This window comes from Pseudomonas sp. GW821-FHT03C07 (assembly GCF_059420925.1).
On record NZ_JBWKUQ010000001.1, the window covers coordinates 124,262 to 142,530 of the forward strand.

The following is an 18,269-nucleotide window of genomic DNA, read 5'->3' on the forward strand; positions in this document are numbered from 1 at the left end:
TGATCAGCGTCCGAAACGCACGCTGTAACTGACACCCGCGGTACCGCCGGACTTGCCTGTGCCGCCTTGTGGCGCCGACTGGTAGCCGAAGGTCACTGCCAATTCGTCATTGCCCAATACCTCGGTGCCGACACCGGTACTGATGGCGTAGTTGATGGTGTTATCGGTCCACTGCCACCCCGTACTGAGATCCACCAGCCAGGTGTACTGCCCCCGTGTGCGGTTCAGTGCGCCGGGGAAACCGCGCCGCCAGGAACTGCCGAAGAACCACTGGCCGTACTGTTTCTGCAGCAGGGTCTGGCTGGTGATCTGGCTCGGATCATCAAGTTCGAGCCCGGCCAGGTCGATGCCCCCGCCCAGAGTATTGGCCAGATTGGCCAGCGAGTGGTTGTTCAAGCTGTTCTGCTGATAATCGATGCCGCTGCGCAGTTCCCAGTTCGGCCCTTCGAATTGCAAAGTGTGGTCGAACTCGATCTTCAGTGCCTGGCCGTTGCCCAGGTCATCGCCGCCGCGGGTCGCGAACCAGCGCTGGGCCAGGTTCCAGGACAGCTGGTCTCGGGCCGAGTAGCGATGCCGCCCACCCGCCCAGAGATCATCCTGGCGACCGAACGCACGCATCAGCCCGCTGTCCTCGTTCTTGCGGTGCCAGTCGGCGCCAGCATCCAGTTCGTTGCCGCTGTCCACCTGCCAGGTCCGGCTGACACCCAGACCGTTGCGGTCATCGTCCTGGCGCAGGCTGCTGTCGAAGATCAGCTTGTAATGGCCACTCTCCAGTTGCCGCTGCAGGGTCAGTTCGGTATTGGTCTCGGTGCCCAGGTGCGACGGATCCACGCTGTCGCCACTGTATTGCCCCTGCTCCAGCACCAGCTTGGCGTACCAGTTGTCGTTCAGATAACGCGCGGTGGTCAGCCGTGGACCGTTGAATACCAGTCCACCGTAGTCCTGCCGCTCCCAGGCCATCAGCACGCCCTGCGGGGTACGCTCGGTCATTTCAATGGCCTGGCGGCGCAACTGCTCACGGATCGCCGGCGGCTGATCGTCGCCCAGTGTCGACAGGTCCACGGCCAGGGCTTCGGCGCCGCGTCCCAGGCTATTGAGCGCCTCGACCTGCTGCGCCGGATCCAACTCGCCGCTGCTCACCAGGTGTTCCAATGCGGCACGATTGCTGCCACGCAGGGCTTCCTGGATCTGCTCGTAGCCATTGATCTTCAGACCACGGCTACGGGCCCAGGCCAGCCAGTCGTCTTTCTGCGCCGACTGATTGAGGTTATCCAGCCGTGCCAGCAACTGGTCGAACCACAGTTGCAGCATCGGTTTGGAGCCATCCCGCCATTGCATTGCCTGGTTCTGTGCCTTGCGCGACGAATAGCTGCTGGCCAGCAGGCGTAACCAGGTGCTGTAGCCCTGTGGGGTGGCGCGAATCTGCTCCGGCGTCACCTCGCGGTTGAGCTTGAGCCGCAAGCGCTGGGCCGACTCGGCATAACCGGCGCCTTCCAGCGCATCGGCATAGGCCGCCTGGACCATCCAGTCGCCGGCGTTGGTTTGCAGATAGAGGCGATACCAGGCCAGGGCCTCGGTGTTGCGTCCGACCAACTGGCTGGCGGCGGCAAACGGCAGCCACAAGCTGCTGTCGCTGCGGGCCAGGGCGCGCCATTGCTGCAACAACGGTTTGATTTCGTCGCTACGGCCCAGGTCGACGTACAGCCACAGCAGGCGCTCACGGAAGGTATTGTCATCCGGGAAACGGCTCAACCCCAGGCGATACAAACGCAAGGCCTCCTCGCTCTGCCCTTGTTGCACGGCCAGCGCGCCACGGGCCGCCAGCACCTGGGAGCGTTCGGATGCGTCCGGATACTGCTCGGCATCCTTGAGCAGATCGATCACCAGCGGCCAGTCCTGAAGTTCCTGGGCCAGTTGCAAGGCGGCCACCAGGCGCTGCGGGGCGTGGCCCTGCTTCCAGCTGTCGACGGTCAACTGCAAGGCCTTGCGTGGATCCCGGGTTCGATAGAGGGCAATCAGCTCACTCTCGTCACCGCTATTGAGCGAGCCCTTGATGGCGAGCATCTTCTCCAGCGCGAGCCGCAGCTCGTCGTCCAGTTCCAGGTCCCAGGCCAGCGCCGCGCGGGATTGCCAATAGCCGAGATCATTGATCTTGTTGCCATCGACCGCCGTGATCACCTTCCAGGCCGACTGGCTGTCAAACAGCTTGAGGTGGTTGTTGGCCCAGTCCACGCGCTCGGTACTGCTCAGCGGGAAACCTTTGGCGAAGTTCCGCCAGACCGCCAGGCGTGCCGGATACTGCTCGGTGTTTTCCAGGTTCTGCAACAGGCGGACCCAGGCCAGGCGGTGTTTCGGATACTGGCTGACGTAAGCGCGCAACCACGTTTCAGCCTGCTCCGGCGTACCGCGCGACTCTTCGGCGTAGACCAGGGCATCGAGCTCGACGTTGCTCAGCGCTCGCTTGTGCATGATCCCCGCCAGCACCGGTATGCCGCGATCGAAATCGTAGGTCTGCATCGCCAGGCGCCAGGTGTGTTCGAGTTCAGCCGGGTTGTCACGCAGCTCGCTCAGGCTGATCCAGTAGCCCAGCGCCGCAGCCGAGTCGGCCTGCCATTCGGCGATATGCGCCATCTGCTCCAGCAACAGCGGATCGTCCGGCTGCTGCTCGAGCAGCTGCAGGCCTACCGTATGCGCCCCCGGCAGGTCGCCGAAGGCCAGGCGCTGCTTGAACTCCTTGGCCAGCACTTGCGGGCTGTCAGGCTGCAACTTGCGCCATTCGGTAAAAAACTGCTCGGCCAGGTCCACGCGGTCATGGGCCACCGCGACATCGACACCTTGGTCAAGCAGGCTCGGATCGAGCCATCCCTGGGTGGCTCTGGCCTCAGGTTGCGCGGCCAGTTGCCTGGCGAGCAACTCGACTGCCTGATCGCCACGGTCCGCCTCCACCAGGCCCTTGAAAGCTTCCTGGAGGAACTGGCGACGCTGTTGCGGCTTCTGGCTGTTATCGAGCAACTGTATATAGAGGTCCGCCGCCCGCCCAGGTTGTTCGCTGGCCAGGTACCATTTCGCCGCTTCGGCCAGCCATTGGTCACGCCGCTGTGGATCGCGGCGCGCCAGTTCAGCATAGCTATCCGCGGCCAGACCCGGCGCCTGGGCGCTCAGGGCCAACGGCGCCAAGTGTTCGAGTTGGGGCGTTGGCAACGACTTGTAGTCGAAAGCCTTGAAGCGTTCGGCCAGCGCCTGCAATGCCGGGCTATCGCTGCTGCTGTTCAATGCCAGGGCATCGAGTTGCAGCCGATAATAGGCTTTCAGCGTCGAATCGGCTTGCGGCCAATCAGCCAGATGCTTTTCCGCGCGTGGGTATTCACCCAGCTGGATCAGCAGGTCGAGCAACTGGGTGCGCAGCTCGCTATTCTCCGGGTGCGCCGCCAGCAACACCTCGGCGTAGCTGGCCGAGACCTCGTCCGGCGCGCCACCCTTGGGACGAAATGCATCTTCATTATGAAAGGTCGCCCACAGCAGCACGCCGACGGCGATCGCCACCAGCAGCAGCGCCCAGGGATTGAGCAGCCGCGTGCTTTTAGCCTTAGTTGCAGAGGAGTTGGGCATCACTCACCTGCTTCAGCGGAAGTTGGAAATGCCACAGGCCTTGTTCGGCCCGGCCCACGTAACGTTGCCCGTGAACCTCGACCCGGCAGGCGCCGGCCGAGCGTACCGAAAACTCCAGGTTGAATTCGCCGGCGAAGGCGAAGGTCACCTGCTGGTCATTCACATACCGCCAGTCAAGCAAGGGAATATTCGCCAGCTCCAGCGCCGGGCGCGGATCACGCTCCGGGCGCAGGGCCAACAGCGCGCGGTCGCTACTCAGCGCCACATAGCGGCCCTGGGGCAGGTCCCGGACACCGGCCACGCCCTGGGAGCGGCCGAGGTCCGGCCAGCCGAGTGCCGGATCCAGGCGCAGGGTGCGTAAGCCATCCATCCCGCGCACTTGCCAGTCGCCCTCGCCGGTGCGGGCCAGGCTGGCCTGGTACAGACCGTGAAGCCGATCCAGGTAATCACTCATCCATAACGACATCGGCTGCTGGCCGCGCATGAACTGGTAGATGTCGGTCATGGCCTTGATCGATGCCTGCTTGGTCCCCGAATAGAAGTGGTAATACAAATGAATGCCGCGCAGGCGCCGTGGGCTGTCGGTCAACTCGAACGTATCGATCACATCGCGAAAGCCGTAATACGGGCCCTTCCACAGGTTGGTGTACATATTCTCGTTGATCACCGGCGCGTAGTACTGCAAGCCGCCGGCGGTGGGCCGCAACAACGGATACAGGCCGGTCAGCGACGGATTGGCCTTGGTCAGGATGGTCTGACCACCGTTGACGTTCTTCAGCCCGGCGTCATAGGCCAGCTTGATGGTTTCCGCGCTTGGCAACGCATCACCCGGCCAGAAGATCATCTTCACCGGCTTTTTTGCCGTGGTCAGGCGGCTATTGATGTAGTCCCGCGAGCCAACGATCTCGCGCTGGTAGTCAAGGGTCTTGTAGCCCGGGATATTCAGCCGCAGGCCGTATTCGGCATGGAAATCTTCATCCTGCCTGGCCTTGTCCGGCTGCATATAGAACGGATGGCTGTAGGTGTGGGTAGCCACTTCGACCTTGGGATCGGCAAAGATCTCCTGGGCGATCGGTTCCAGTTCCCGGGCCAGGAAGGGCGACATACCCTTGGGCCCGACCTCGCCTTCAATGATCGACACCGAGGTCAGGAACGGATTGGGACGAATGTAGTCGGCCAGCACCTGGCGCCCGGAATACGGTGTGCCGCGTACTTCGGCGTGGGACGGGAAACCGTCGCCATCAATATGCACCGTGGCGATTCGCCGGCCGTTCTCGGTGGTGCTGTCCGGGCGTGGCTGGGCCGGTAGGCGCAGGGCTTTCTGGATGAACGCGAACGGATCGAGAATCCAGCGGGTCCGTTCGATGTTGGCTTCCACAACATAGGGTGCCAGGGCCATGCCGCCCCAGTCGCCAGTGACCACGGGGGCGAACTTGCCGCCCTTGCCGTCACCCAGCAACAAGGCCGGTTGCGGTCCGCCGGGCAGCAGCGTCACCCGGGTCAACTCGCGGCTGCGTGGGACCACTGGCGCTTCAAAGGCACCGAGCAGCGCCTTGTCCTGGCTGAGCACCTGCAAGGTATCGCGAGCCCCCGGCGCGGCGAGGTTCAGGCCCAGGCGTTTGAGCAGCGCGTGGTCTTCGATCGGCAGGCCGGCCATAATCGCCAGGGGGACCTGTTCGTCCAGGCGCTTGCCGATCCAGCTATAAAAGGCACGGCTGTCTTGCGGCGGGCCGCTGGTCATCCACACCACCACCCCGGCATACAAGCCGGCGAAGCTGTAGGACGGCAAGCTGTCGTCGACCGGCAGGTAATCCACCCGATAACCCAGGTATTCCAGCAGGCCACCGAGCATCCGGTGGCCGGCGTGATCGTAGAGTTCACCTTCGCGCGGGTCATAGAGCATGGCGATGCGCCGTGGCTGGACTTCCACGGTACTCATGCTGATGGCATTGAGGTCCGGGGTCGTGACCACCGGGATAAAGCCTTCCTGGCTCAACTGACGGACCAGTTTGCGGGCTTCTTCACGCCGCGTGGCTGGCAGGTAGTCGATGGCAACCAAGGGGATATTCCGGGCCCGCAGGGGTTTGAGTTCACCTTCAAGCCAGCTGCGGTCGGCTTCGGACACCGGGCGATAACGCTTGGCCGAGGCATCCCAACCGGCATGGATAGATTCGACGGCCACGGCCGAGGCGACGCCATCGAGTTCGCCCAGCACCTCGAAGCCGCGGTTGAAAAACAGCTTAAGGCTAGGCTGACGACGGTGCAGCTCGCGCAGGAACGACGCCAGCGCCTGGCGCTGCGGTTCGCGGTTGACTTCGGGCAGCAACTGAAAACTGTCGAGGGTATCGAGGAACAGACCGGCATACCCTTGTTCCTGCAACGCCTGGGCACGCTTGAACAGATGTTCCCGCCAGGCCGGCGTGGCAATGTCCATGACCTGGCTGTCCCAGGCTTTGTTACGGGTGGCGCTCGCGCCCTGTGTCAGCGCTTCCTTGTCCAGAGCGGCCCGGTCGCCGTCGAACTCGCCCACCGACAGGTAGGCAAATGGCTGGCTGCCAAGCTTGCGCAGGGTGGCGACATCGGCGCTGGACATATGGCCGGGTTCGACCACCGTCCATTCGAACTGCGCCAACTCCGCCAGCGGCGGCCGCTCTGCGTACCAGAAGCCGACACTGGCGGGAGCCGCCGGGGCGGCCTGTACCACTGAATTCGTTACACACAATGCCAACGCGGTAAACAGACGCCGCACCACTTTGCAGACGCGCGCTCGGGGAAACTCGATATCCATAACTCACTCTTTAGTAGATCAATCCGCGCAACATCAGACTACCGGCGCCGCGCAATCAGGCGCGTGCAAGGCGATATAACTAAAGACTGCGATAGAGTCGTGCCAAACCTTCGGCCATGGTGGTCGGCGCCCCTAGCTCAAAGCGCTCGCACAAACGGCGGTTGTCCGCCTTGGAATGCCTGATGTCTCCAGCGCGGGCCGAGGCATGGCTCAGGTTCAGGGGCTTGCCGCTGATCTGTTCCAGGGCGGCAATCAGGTCATTAAGGGTGGTCACGCCGCCGAGCCCGACATTAGTGGCATCGGCCGTAGGTTGCACCCGTTCGAGAGCCTGGACAAGGATCTTCACCAGGTCTTCGACATAGACGAAATCACGGGTTTGTTCACCGTCACCGAACACCGTGATCGGCCGCGCGGTTTTCGCCCGCTCGCTGAAAATGCTGATCACCCCGGAGTACGGCGATGACGGGTCCTGACGAGGCCCGAAGATATTGAAGAAGCGCAGGATCACCGGTTCCAGTCCATGTTGGCGACCATAGAAATCCAGGTAGTACTCGCTGGCGAGTTTGTCCGCCGCATAGGGTGTCAGGGGGGATTTGGGCGTGTCTTCATCAATCGCGGTGCCCTCCCCGTTATTGCCATACACCGCCGCGCTGGAGGCGAACACCACACGCCGGATACCGGCGGCGATCATTGCTTCGCAAACCCGCAGGGTACCGATGAAATTGCTCTGGTGGGTGCGCACCGGGTCTTCGACCGAGGCCTGGACCGAGGCCACTGCGGCCAGGTGCACCACCGCACCGCAGCCCCGCATGGCTTCAGCCAGGGTGGCGGCATCGGCGACATCACCGATCACCAGCTTCAGGTCAGGATTGTTCATCGGCAAGTTGCTCACCTTGCCGCTGGAAAGATCGTCCAGGACCCGAACGGCATGGCCTTTGGCCAATAACGCATCCACAAGATGAGAGCCAATGAACCCAGCGCCCCCTGTTACCAGTATCCGTTCGGCAGACATAAATCATCCCAAAAGAAAAAAGCATAGCAATCTTCATCGCCTGAAGCTGGCACCTGCGGTACCCGCGCTCTTTTTAAGGGCTGTGTCGCCTTTTTATGGAGAGCCTTCAGAACGCTGGCGTCAAAAAAACATGAGAAAAGTCAATCACTCAAGGTCGCCATAGTGGGATATCAAAGCTAAACCGTCAACAATATGTCGTATTATTTATCCTCTCGGATACATTCCAAAAAATAGCCAATATTTTGGCTTTAGCCTTTCCAAGGTCCCCACGAGGAGCCAGTCTCCCCGCTTTCAAAGGTTATTTCCCTTTGATCGCCCAGGCTGCCGGCGCGGTCAGCCGGTAGCATGGGCATCACTTACTTTTCGCTACTCAAACCACTCCCGCCGCTCCCTGAACGTGCCCAGCACCAGATCGACGATCAACTGCACCTCTTCCCTGCCCTCGGCTTCACGGCGGGTCGCCAGCCAGGCGCGACGCTGCATGGGCTCGTCGAACAGCCCCGGCAGTGCCGCCACCCCCCTGTCAAAACGAGTGATATAACAAGGCAACAAGCCGATGCAGGCGCTGCAACGAATCATCTCCAACATCAGTTCATAGGCGTGCACCTGCACCACCCCCGCCAGGCGCTGCTCCACCAGGTGGTTCCACGGCTGGAAGTCGTCGATCTGCCGATCCTGCTGCCATTGCACCAGCATGTAGTCTTCAAGGTCGGCGATCACGTCCGGGCGCGCCGCTACTCGCGAATAGCGCTTGGCGATATGCGGCAGGTAATCCAGTCGCGCCAGAGGTCGCGGCGGGCTGATGGCGAAGCTCGGAGCCGTGATCGGTGTGTCCGGGCCGCATAGCCAGACCACCACGTCGGCACTCAGGGCCTGCAAGGACATCACACTGTCCACCGGGATGATTTCCAGGCGGATGCTGGCATTGCGGCGCAGCAACGCGATCAGGTCACGGCCGAGGATGTCGTGCAGGATCGACTCGGCAATCGCCAGGCGTACCAGCGGTTGCTCCATGATCGGCAGGCGCCGCTCATGGGCCAGGGCGATCAGTTGCGCCTGCAACTGCTGACCGTCGCGGCTGAGAATCAGTGCGCTGCCCTGGTACACGAACAAGGGGCGATTGACACGCTCTTCAAGCAACGCCAACAGCTTGCGCAGTTGGGTTGCCTTGATATTCAGACTGCGCGCCGCCTGCATAAAGCAGCCGCAGCGGGCACTGGCGAGAAAAACCTGGGCCGTCTGCGGCTCGATCAGCCTGGCCAACGCCAGCCAGGCTTCGTTCGGCTCACTCGGACTGCGGTACTCCATGACGCCCGCACGCGGAGCGTGTTCATTCAACGACATAATACTGACTCCCTGTCGGTATCCGGGGACACCCAACCATCCAATGGCAATTTCTTGTTAGGGTTTTTCTTCCAGCACCTGGTTCAAGGCGGCACCGTCGATACTCAAGGTCGCGGTGTTGAGCATGCCCGCCAGGTAGGCCTTGGCAATCTGTTCCTGACGCTGGCTGCGCAAGGCCTCGCGCAGACGGTCACGTAGTTCGTCCAGGGTCGCGGTACGCGCCGGCTGCATTTCGTTGAGTTTGACGATATGAAAGCCCGCCGGACTCTGGACCGGGTCCGCCACCGCACCGGTCTTGAGCCGGGACACCGCGCCACGGACCTCCGGCAGCAGTTGCTGCAGCGGTTGCAGGCCGGCATCGCCACCGCGCTTGGCGCCGTCGCGATCCTGGGAATACTGCCCCGCCAGGGCAGCGAACTCGCCCGGTGCGGCCTGGGCCCGGCGACTCAGTTCCACCGCCTGTTTACGCACGCTTTCCAGCGACTGCTGATCCGGCACGGCAAGGAAAATCTGGCTGACCCGATACAAGGGCGGCGTCTGCCACGCGGACTTTCCGCTGTCATAGGCCTGTTGCAGCTCCTCGGTGCTGGGGTAGTCCGCCGGTACCTGACTGACCGACGCCAGGTAGCTGCGAAAGACAATCTGCTCGGCGGCGGCGCGGGTTTGCTGCTCGATATCCGGGCGCTGCGGCCAGCCCTGGGCATCGGCCTGTTCGATCAGTGCCTTTTCCGCCAGGCGAGTACGAATCCAGCTTTCCAGGGCGCCACGATTACCCCGCAGTTGCTCGCGGGAATCCGCCGGCAAGGCGGCAAACACAGCTTTCAGTTCCAGGGCGTCGATTTGCTGGTTGCCCAGGCGGGCCACCGCTGGTGCGTTCGACGTCGCTTGCAGCACGACCGGCGCCGGCTGCACGGCAGCCACCGGATCGTTACCCGGACGCATGACCAGGGTGACCGTCCCGGCCAGCAAGGCCAGCGCCCCGGCGCTGGCCAGAAAAGTGCTCTTTTTCACAGGGCCGCCTCCTCCGTGCTTGCAATGGCCGGGGTCGCCGTCGGGGACGCCGCGTTCAACTGCGCGGCCTGCTGGCTGTAATCACGCAGATAGACAATGAACTCCTGTAGCAGACGATCCCAGAGTTCCAGGTTGCCACGCAGGTAATTCGCGCTGACACCGGCGGCCACCACCACGTCCATTTCCATCACCAGGAACTCGCCCTGTATCGACAACCGGGCAAAACGTCGCGAGGCATTCCACAACTCGGCCAGGCCGGCCGGCAGTTCACCTTGCACGCGCAGGGCGCAGCTGTAGGTGAAGTCGACATAGCCGCCCGCGTCTGCCGCCGGATTGCCGAAACGCACGGCATAACCGATGCCCTGGCTGGCGCTGAGCAGTTGCACGATAGCGTTCTGCTCGGTGCGATTGACCCGGTAGCCGGCGCCTTGCAGCAGTTCAGTCAGGCTGTCCGGGGTCACGTGCTCGATCAGTTGTTCGCTCATGAGTTGTTCTTCCTTGTGGGTCATTGATTGAGGGTTGCGTGAGCCGCATCGAACTGGTTCTTGTAGAGGTTGTCGCCGAACACCTGGGCCATTTCCTCGAACTTGACCCGGGCACCGCCAGCAAACGGCTGGCGGATTTTCATCACCTCGGCCACATCGATTTTTTCGTAGGCGGCAAGGATCTCCTTGGCGACCGCGTACATCTGTTGATTCTTGACCGAACATTGCTGCACTTGTGTGTCACGCTCGGTCAATTGCACCTGTAAACGCGCGCGCTCGGTTTCCTTGGCCTTGGCCAGCACCAGCAGGTCGTCATAGGCTTTCTTGAACTTGCCCAACTGTTCGTTGCTGGCCGCGGCAAATGCCTGGGCCTGGCTTTGCAGGTTCTGTTGCTGGCCGGCCAACTGCTCGCTCAAGCCCTTGGCCTTGGCCAGTTCCGCTTCGAGTTGTTTGACCTGCGCCAGGGCCGCCTTGGCCTGGTTCTCGGCGGCGATCCGTGCCGCGCCGGCCTGGGCCTGTTCGCTCTGCAACGCTTGCAGTTGCTGGGTGGTGCTACGCAACTGGGTGCGCAGGCGCTCTTCCATACCCTCGGCGGACGCGCCATTGGCCAGCGCCACACCAACCAGCAGCAACAGCGTCGACCAACGCACCTGGGCTCGCATGTTCATGGGGTCTCCCTCGCGCTTAGAAGCGCGTGTTGATTTCAAGCTGCATGACATCGATATCGAACGGCGCGCCATACACCGCCTCCGAGTTGAGCCAGCGCGCGGTGGCGATCACGTTCTTGTCCAGGCCGTAGTTGGCGCCGAGGAAGTAGCCCTTGGCATTGGTCCCGCCAAGGTGGAAAGAAGAGTCGTTGAAACCGTCGGGCAAGGCATCCGGCTGGATGTACTTGTAGCCGCCGAACACGTTCCAGTCGCCCTGGCGCTTGAGCTCCAGGGCGTTGCCGAGGGTGAACTGGACCATCATGGCGTTGGCGCCGCTCTGGATATTGCCGTTGTTGTCCAGGTTGTTGACGATCTGGCCTTCGGCACGCCGGTTCATTTCAGCTTCGTTGTAGCCCAGGTTGTGGACGAAGTCGGCCTGGCTGCGCAGCTTGAAGTCTTCCGGCAGGTCGCTGTCGAGCACCAGGTTCAGGTCCAGCAGGTTGAACTGCGAGGCCAGGCCGACAAACTGTGGTTGTGGCGTGGTGGTCGGCGCCGCGGGGTTGGGAGCAATGTTACGCAGCAGGAACACCGTGTTGCCCTTCTGCATGAACGAGGCGCGGGTGCCGTCGGAGCTGCAACCCGGGTCCCCGGCCCAGGGCTGACAGACGTCGGAGCGCTGGCCTTCGATGCTGTCGAAACGATAATAAGCCAGTGCACCCTTGAGCTTGTTGTGTTGGCTGAGCTGCCAGGTCGCCCCGCCCTGCAGGCCATACAACCATTTGTCGGCGCTTTTCTGCTTGTCGAAGCCATTGCTGCTGGCGGTGTCGGAACTGTACTCGATGGGGAAAGCACCGACGGTGCCGAACACGCCCCAGTCGGCGTTGAGTTTCTGGTTGAAGATCGCCGCCACGCCGTCGAAGTTCAGGTCGGGGGAATAGAGCATGTCGGTGGAGAAGAACGGGTTGGCGATACGCCCGCCAGTCATGCTCAGGCGATCCGAGTATTTCCAGGTCAGGTAACCCTGGTCGAGCCAGAGATCCTTCTTGGCGAAACCACCGCCGAGGACCTGGGTGGTCGAGACCGGGTTGTTGTCGGTGCCGGTGCCGATGCGGATACCCGCCGTCCAGTCCGGGGCGATGACCGCCTTCATGCCCAGCCGGGCGCGAATGCGCAGGGAGTCCGCTCGGTCTTCACGGGTGTTGAGCAACGGCGGCAGGCTGGTGCTGCTTCTCGGGTTGACGTCGTAGGGACCGCTGGCATTGAGCTTGGCGAAGTCGACGATCTGGTTGCTGTTGCCGCTGGAGTAGTAGCGCGACTCGTCGCGCAGGCGCAGGTCACCGTCAAAACTGATGCGCGAGACCCAATCCGGGAAGGTATTGGGCTGGGCCCAGTTTTCCTGCTTGGCGGTGGCCATGACTTCGGCCTTGACCTGGTCGCGGATCTGCTCGCGGACAATGGCCGGGACGTACTGCACCCGCACCTCACCCGGCGTCGCGGGCGGCCCGCTGGCGGCAACCGCGCTGGCCTGGCGCGCCTGGAGCGCTTCTTTCTCGGCCTGGGCAATCAAGCCGTCGGCCTGCTCCTGCTTGAGCACACCCTGCTGCACCAGCAGGCGGATCAGGTTGATCGTGGCGTTTTCCGACGGTGCCGCGGGCGTCGCCGCTACCGCCTGGCCCACCAGGGTCGCGATGACCAGGCCGATCGCCAGGCTCAATCGATTCACATTGGAAATCATTTGCACACAACTCCTATGACAAGACTGCGAATGGGTTGAACTAGCCGGGACGCCGGCCTTGCAAGGCAATACGGACCGGCAGGGTGATCGACGCCGGCGGTCGTTCGCTCAAACGCGGCACGGCGCGCAGAGCGGCCAATACCTGGGCATCGAGCTTCGGATCACCGCTGGATTTGACCAACTCGACCCGAGTGATCTCTCCCGCCGCGCTCAGCCAGATATCGGTCTGCAGCGAAAAAGCCAGGTTGCGCAGCTGCGGGTCTTCCTTGAGCAAACGCTGGAAGGAATACGCCAGGAACTGGCTGTAGGTGCCGTTACCCAGGCGCCCTCCGCCGGCTCCGGCCATGCCGCCGCCCTTGCCCGCGCCGATGTTGAAGGCATCGCCGCCAGCCTGGGCGTCGCCGTCGATCTGCATCGGGTTTTCCAGGTCGTTGACCGGCGACGGCGGCGCTTCGTCCTGGGGCTTGACCTGTTCCGGCTCCGGGGTCGGTTCGGGGATCTTCGCTTCCACCGGGGTTTCCGGCTCCTTGGGTTTTTCCGGCTCGGGTGGCGGTGGTGGCGGCGGCAACGGAATCAGCATCGGCACCTTCGGCGCTTCCCGGCGCACGCCGCTCATGTCATGGGCCCATTGCCACAGAAACCAGGCCGCAACGGCCCCCAGCAGCAGCCCCGCGGCCCATTTCAACGGGCGCAACGACGACTTCTTCACGGGATCGGGGCTGATCGGTAATTTCGCGGTCATGGTCAGCCCTGGGTCGGTTTGCCGGTGACCAGCCCGACCTGGGACAACTCCAGGCGCCGCAGCAGGTCGAGCACTTCGATGACTTTCTGGTACTGCACCGTGGCGTCACCGCGCACGATGATCGGAAAGTCCGGACTCTGGGCCTTCTCGATGCGCAGGCGCTCTTCCAGCTCCGGCAGCGTCACCGGATAGGCGTCGAGAAACACTTGGCCGCCGTCGTTGACTGAAATGGCCTTGGTCTTGGCCTGGGACAACGACACCGAGGCGCTGGCCTTGGGCAGGTGAATCTGGATACCCGAAACCTGGGCGGTGGCGGTGAGGATGAACATCACCAGCACCACCATCAGCACGTCCACCAGGGGCGTGATGTTGATGCTGTCGACTGGGGCATCATCGTCATCGTCGTGGGAGGCATTTACGCTAGCCATGGCTGTTCCCCTCAGGCCGGAATCGACGTGGTGTGTGGATCGGCATGCTGGCCACGGCGCGGGGCGTTTTCGTGGGATTGGCTTTCACCGTGCATTTCGGCCAGGCGGGTGATGAACTCGTCGACGAACACCCGCATGTCGGCGCTGACTTCCTTGTTGCGGGTAATCAGGCGGTTGTAGCCGAACAGCGCCGGGATCGCGACGAACAGGCCCATGGCCGTGGCCAGCAAGGCCGCCGCCATACCGGGGGCAATGGCGTTGATATTGACGTCACCGGCCATGGCGGTGCCGAGGAACACCACCATGATCCCCAGCACGGTGCCGAGCAGGCCGATATACGGGCCGCCGGCGATGGCGTTGGACAGGGTCGAGAGCTTCGAACTCAGTTGCTGGTTTTCCCGGGTACGCACGCCGTCCATGGAGCAACGGATGGCTTCGATGGTCGCCGCCGAGACCGACGAGGTGTCGGCACCCTGGGCACGCCGGGTGCGGATTTCCTTGACCGCCACCAGGTACAGGCGCCACAGCGAGGAATGCTCCAGGCGTCGGGCCAGGTCCTGGTCGTCGGCGAACATTTCCAGGCGCGTGCCGATTTGGGCGAACTGTTCGCGGAAGATTTCGTTGGCCCGGCTGACGCGGCCCAGGGCGCTGTTCTTGCGGATCATGATGAACCACGACTGGACCATCATCAGCACCAGGATGGCGATGATCACCCAGGCGTCCGCCGGCACCGCCTTGAGCAGGAAACCCAGGCTGCCGAAGCCGAAGCCGGACTGCTCTTCGTCGGCGCCGTAGACCACCAGCTTCGATTCGGCGCCCTGGGACATGGCATCGGCCAGCAGTGCGGCGGCGGGACGCACGACCTTGGACAGGCGCAGTTCGTCGATAGCGCCCTGGAACGGCTGGTAAAGCGCCACAGCCGGAGCCGCTGGCTCTGCGACCGCAACCGGCAGCTCGGCGCCCACGGCGATCGGCGAGTTGAACGCCGGGACTTCCTGGGCCAGGCTCGCGGTTTCGCGACCGTTGACGAACAGCGTCACCTTGCTGCCCTGCACGGTCACGGCCAGGTGTTGCCATTGCCCCGGGTTCAGCGCCTGGGTCGAAACCCCGCGCTGACCATTGACCTCCACGAACGGCGTGCCCTGGCTGACGCCGAGTACAAAGGCATGGCCGCCTTCGCGTCGGGCCAGCAGCGACTGCTCGCCCGTGGCCTGGTCCAAGCGCACCCAGGCGCTCAGGGTCAGGGCGCCGCCGGCACTGTATTGCAGCGACGGGCTGGCCGGCAGCGATAAGGCCTGACCGCCCAACTGCAAGGCCGCGCCGACCACGCCGTCGATACGACTGCCGGTGGCATTCTGGGCATTGTTGGCAAAAGCCGTGGCGTCCTTGGGCGGCGTACCCGCTACGCCATCGAAGTGATAGACCGCGGTGTAGTTGGGGTCGAACGCCAGTTGGCCGTTGCTCACCGCCGGCGCCTTCGCATTGCCGTAATACATCCACAGGTCCTGGCGCTGGGCACCTTCGATCTTGGGCACATCGACCCAGATCAGCGCCATGCCCATCAGCGGATCGAAGCTTTCGATCTGGTAGTTGAGCAGGGTCTTGTCGTCCGCCGCGACGAAGCGCAGGTCCGAGCCGTCCTCCCTGACCCCGTCGAAGCTGAAGTTGCCGGTGTGCAGCCGTACCAGCAGGCTGCTGCGACCGGGGGCGTCATTGATCGCCGCGCCTTGCGCGGTGGTGTCGACGGTAATCTGCTTGCGGTAGTGCCAGTCGTCCTGCCACCAGGCATTGGCGGTCGCCGGGAGCACGAGGCCCAGGCAGATCAACAGGGATATCATCAGGCGCTGCATGAAAATTGCTCCGTAATAAGGTTCAGAAAGTCGCTTGCAGGCTGAAGTGCAAGCGCGAGTCCTGTTTCTGCGTGTTCGGTCCATTGACCAGCGGATAGCCCCAGTCGAGGCTGCCGGACAGCCACTTGCTCAGGCTGGCCCGAGTGCCAAGACCGACACTGGCCAGGCTGTAGTCGGCCTTCTGTTCAGGCAGCGGCTCGCGCAGGTATAACTGGGCGCCCTCGGCGAAGGCATACAAACGCCACTCCTGGACATAGCTGCCCAGGTACTTGGCCAGGGACGGCGTGCGCAGCTCCTGGGAAAACAGCACGCCCTGATCGCCGGTGCTTTCGGCGGCCAGGTAGCCGCGTACCGAGGTGGCGCCGCCAGCGGACATCTGCTCGTTGGAAATCAGTGGGCCGGAGGCCAGTTGGAACGAGGTCTTGGACGCGCTCTGCCACTCACCGAAAATGTCCTGGGTGTAACTCAGGTCACCCTTGAGCAGGGCAAAACTGGGGCTGGCGCGATAGCGCTTGCTGTCGAATTCCTGGTCGTTGCTGCCGTAGCCGAAAAACGCCCGGGTGCCAACCACCAGGCTCAGGCCCAGGCCCAGCTGGGATTTCTCGGTGTAGCGGTAGCCGTTGTAGCCGAAGGTCAGCGGCGCGTACTTGATCGGCACCGTGTCGCTGCTGCCGCCGAGCTTGAGCTGCTCTTCGAAGTCCTTGAAGTCCACTCCCAACGACAGCGAGTTGGACCAGATACCGCCCCCTGGTACGGTGTAGATGGCCGAGACGCCATAAGAGTGGCCCTTGCCCAGCACATTGCTGCCGCCGATGGTGGCGACGTTACTGTCGGACTGGTAACCGGAAAACTGCACGGCCCAGCGCTCGTTCAGCGGTGCGCTGTAGGAGCCGGACCAGACCTTGGCGTTGCTCTGGTCCTCGGGTGCGGTGAAATAGGTCAGGGAGATGCTGTGGCCCAACTGCCAGAGGTTGTCGTAGCCGATCGAGGTGACGGCACGCAGGTCCTTGGTGTCGGCGCTGTGGTCGTTGTTCAGGCCGACGCTACCGTGCCAGGGATTCTTGTCGTCGACTTGCAGGTCGACGTCCATGGTCCCCGGACGCTGGCCTTCACGGACCAGCGGCATGACCTGGCGGCCCGGGCTCTTGTTCAGTGCCGCCAGTTCACTCTGGACATGGGCGAAGTTCGGCACATCGCCTTCCTTCAGGGCCGGGACATCGTCACGGATCTGCACCGGCGAATAGTGCTGGGCACCGACCACACGGACCCGACCAACCTTGGTTTCGCTGACCTGCAGGTAAACGACGCCGGCCTCGACCTTCTGCTCCGGCAACTCGACGTAAACCGACTGGTAACCCTTGGCCTGGTAGCTTTTCTGCAAGGCCTCACGGGCACCCTCGATATCGCTCAGGGCCTTTTGCGGACCGAGGAACGGGTACACCGCTTCCTCGATATCCCGCGCCTGCAGCACGGTGTTGCCACGCACAACGTATTCGTTGACGTCGACCCACTTGGTCGGCGCGTCATCGGCCAGCAGCGGGCGCCCCAGCGCTGCCAGGACCAGCCCGCCGCATAGCGGCAGCCAGTGCCCGGCCAACCTCGGTCGCGCTCTTTTGAAGAACAAATGCTCCACACCGCCCCCTTGATTCAAAATGGCCTCGAACGCAGTCGAGGCCGCACAGGCCCGGGTCAGAACCCGGACGCTTTTAGTTGTTCACGGTCGAGATCGACGGGTGCCGGGCCAGCCAGGTATGCAACTGGGCGAAATTCAGGGAGAACTCCGGCATCTGTAGCAAGGCGCCGCAGAACACTTCACCGATGATTTTCTGGATCAGCAGTACTGCCTGCGGGTGGTCCAGCAGCGTGGCGATGTCCTTGCTCAGCACGCTGAAGCTCCAGACCTTCTGGTTCAGATCGAGGCCGACGAACCAGCGGAACAGCAGGTTGTAATTGAGCTGCTCATAGAGTTGCTGCTCGCTAGGTACTGAATAGAGCAGTTGCAGCAAGAGGATATGCATGACGGTCTGGGGTGCGATCTGCATGCCGGAGTCGGTATTCAGCGAGCGCAGGAATTCGCGATCGTCGTCGAGCAGGTCATCGATCTGCGGACGCAGCAACACCAGCGAATGGCCGGGCGGGATGTAGCTGGAGACTTCCTTCAAAGCGCCCTGCCAATCGTCCTGGGACACAATCCAGACCCAGGGCGCGCCGTAGCGATAGACCGAGACGGGCTTCTTGCGGGCCGCCTCGACGATCTTCGACAAACGCTGATCCAGTTCCTGCATGCCCACTTTCGAGTAACGTTCCATAGTTCTCCTCGCCTCTCTCCCAGCCTTGCCATGGGCGTGGGGACATGTCCCCTTGCGTGCCCTTGACCGCTTCACATATCCATGACCGGGCTGGCCTTGTGCTACCGAACTTTTGTCATAAAAGCTTCATTCCGCGACGTGCGCTGTAGGAGCCAGCTTGCTGGCGATGGCGGCCGGCAAGGCTCAATAGCCTCATCGCTGGCAAGCCAGCGCCTACAAGGGGCGTGACAACAGCGACAATGCGCGGTGAACCACCGACCTGTAGGAGCCAGCTTGCTGGCGATGGCGGCCGATCAGGCGATGCAAGGC

13 protein-coding genes are annotated in these 18,269 nt (G+C 62.9%); all 13 read right to left on the bottom strand.

The genetic code is table 11. From position 1 onward, the window contains the following. Positions 1-3: 3 nt before the first annotated feature. Complete coding sequence (locus AC07VG_RS00530; protein WP_495020259.1) at positions 4-3,609, bottom strand: tetratricopeptide repeat protein; 3,606 nt, start codon at positions 3,607-3,609, stop codon at positions 4-6. Beyond that, a complete protein-coding gene (locus tag AC07VG_RS00535; RefSeq protein WP_495020260.1) occupies positions 3,587-6,397 on the bottom strand; it encodes a bifunctional glycoside hydrolase/polysaccharide deacetylase family protein in 2,811 nt (936 codons plus the stop codon). Before AC07VG_RS00535 ends, AC07VG_RS00530 begins: the two co-directional genes overlap by 23 nt. A gap of 79 nt (positions 6,398-6,476) precedes the next feature. Next, positions 6,477-7,409, bottom strand: a complete 933-nt coding sequence (locus AC07VG_RS00540; RefSeq protein WP_495000880.1) for an NAD-dependent epimerase/dehydratase family protein — start codon at positions 7,407-7,409, stop codon at positions 6,477-6,479. 366 nt (positions 7,410-7,775) lie between these two features. Further along, complete coding sequence (locus AC07VG_RS00545; protein ID WP_495020261.1) at positions 7,776-8,753, bottom strand: LysR family transcriptional regulator; 978 nt, start codon at positions 8,751-8,753, stop codon at positions 7,776-7,778. Between the two features lie 57 nt (positions 8,754-8,810). Further along, complete coding sequence (locus tag AC07VG_RS00550) at positions 8,811-9,695, bottom strand: peptidylprolyl isomerase (protein WP_495001025.1); 885 nt, start codon at positions 9,693-9,695, stop codon at positions 8,811-8,813. A 65-nt stretch (positions 9,696-9,760) separates the two neighbouring features. Then, positions 9,761-10,249 (bottom strand): YbjN domain-containing protein, encoded by a 489-nt coding sequence (locus tag AC07VG_RS00555; RefSeq protein WP_495000882.1) that lies wholly within the window; start codon positions 10,247-10,249, stop codon positions 9,761-9,763. Between the two features lie 20 nt (positions 10,250-10,269). After that, on the bottom strand, positions 10,270-10,917 hold the full coding sequence (locus tag AC07VG_RS00560; protein ID WP_495000883.1) for a DNA repair protein: 648 nt from the start codon (positions 10,915-10,917) through the stop codon (positions 10,270-10,272). Positions 10,918-10,933: 16 nt separating this feature from the next. Beyond that, positions 10,934-12,631, bottom strand: coding sequence for a putative porin (locus AC07VG_RS00565; RefSeq protein ID WP_495020262.1), 1,698 nt, complete (start codon positions 12,629-12,631; stop codon positions 10,934-10,936). A 40-nt stretch (positions 12,632-12,671) separates the two neighbouring features. Then, positions 12,672-13,373: an energy transducer TonB family protein gene (locus tag AC07VG_RS00570; protein ID WP_495000885.1), complete on the bottom strand. Its 702-nt coding sequence runs from the start codon at positions 13,371-13,373 to the stop codon at positions 12,672-12,674. Between the two features lie 2 nt (positions 13,374-13,375). Then, positions 13,376-13,801 carry an ExbD/TolR family protein gene (locus tag AC07VG_RS00575; protein ID WP_103495630.1) on the bottom strand — a complete coding sequence of 142 codons (426 nt, stop codon included), beginning with the start codon at positions 13,799-13,801 and terminating at the stop codon, positions 13,376-13,378. An 11-nt stretch (positions 13,802-13,812) separates the two neighbouring features. After that, positions 13,813-15,651, bottom strand: coding sequence for a DUF2341 domain-containing protein (locus AC07VG_RS00580; protein WP_495020263.1), 1,839 nt, complete (start codon positions 15,649-15,651; stop codon positions 13,813-13,815). A 22-nt stretch (positions 15,652-15,673) separates the two neighbouring features. Then, the gene (locus AC07VG_RS00585; protein WP_495000887.1) at positions 15,674-17,284 is read right to left on the bottom strand and encodes a ShlB/FhaC/HecB family hemolysin secretion/activation protein; all 1,611 of its coding nucleotides are present in this window, start codon (positions 17,282-17,284) and stop codon (positions 15,674-15,676) included. A gap of 73 nt (positions 17,285-17,357) precedes the next feature. Then, positions 17,358-17,960, bottom strand: coding sequence for a transposase (locus AC07VG_RS00590; RefSeq protein WP_495000888.1), 603 nt, complete (start codon positions 17,958-17,960; stop codon positions 17,358-17,360). Positions 17,961-18,269 lie beyond the last annotated feature (309 nt).

Bases quoted from the DNA above. Each gene is read 5' to 3' on its own strand.
- AC07VG_RS00530 (WP_495020259.1), bottom strand. From the start codon at position 3,609: ATGCCCAACTCCTCTGCAACTAAGGCTAAAAGCACGCGGCTGCTCAAT.
- AC07VG_RS00535 (WP_495020260.1), bottom strand. From the start codon at position 6,397: ATGGATATCGAGTTTCCCCGAGCGCGCGTCTGCAAAGTGGTGCGGCGT.
- AC07VG_RS00540 (WP_495000880.1), bottom strand. From the start codon at position 7,409: ATGTCTGCCGAACGGATACTGGTAACAGGGGGCGCTGGGTTCATTGGC.
- AC07VG_RS00545 (WP_495020261.1), bottom strand. From the start codon at position 8,753: ATGTCGTTGAATGAACACGCTCCGCGTGCGGGCGTCATGGAGTACCGC.
- AC07VG_RS00550 (WP_495001025.1), bottom strand. From the start codon at position 9,695: ATGCGTCCGGGTAACGATCCGGTGGCTGCCGTGCAGCCGGCGCCGGTC.
- AC07VG_RS00555 (WP_495000882.1), bottom strand. From the start codon at position 10,249: ATGAGCGAACAACTGATCGAGCACGTGACCCCGGACAGCCTGACTGAA.
- AC07VG_RS00560 (WP_495000883.1), bottom strand. From the start codon at position 10,917: ATGAACATGCGAGCCCAGGTGCGTTGGTCGACGCTGTTGCTGCTGGTT.
- AC07VG_RS00565 (WP_495020262.1), bottom strand. From the start codon at position 12,631: ATGATTTCCAATGTGAATCGATTGAGCCTGGCGATCGGCCTGGTCATC.
- AC07VG_RS00570 (WP_495000885.1), bottom strand. From the start codon at position 13,373: ATGACCGCGAAATTACCGATCAGCCCCGATCCCGTGAAGAAGTCGTCG.
- AC07VG_RS00575 (WP_103495630.1), bottom strand. From the start codon at position 13,801: ATGGCTAGCGTAAATGCCTCCCACGACGATGACGATGATGCCCCAGTC.
- AC07VG_RS00580 (WP_495020263.1), bottom strand. From the start codon at position 15,651: ATGCAGCGCCTGATGATATCCCTGTTGATCTGCCTGGGCCTCGTGCTC.
- AC07VG_RS00590 (WP_495000888.1), bottom strand. From the start codon at position 17,960: ATGGAACGTTACTCGAAAGTGGGCATGCAGGAACTGGATCAGCGTTTG.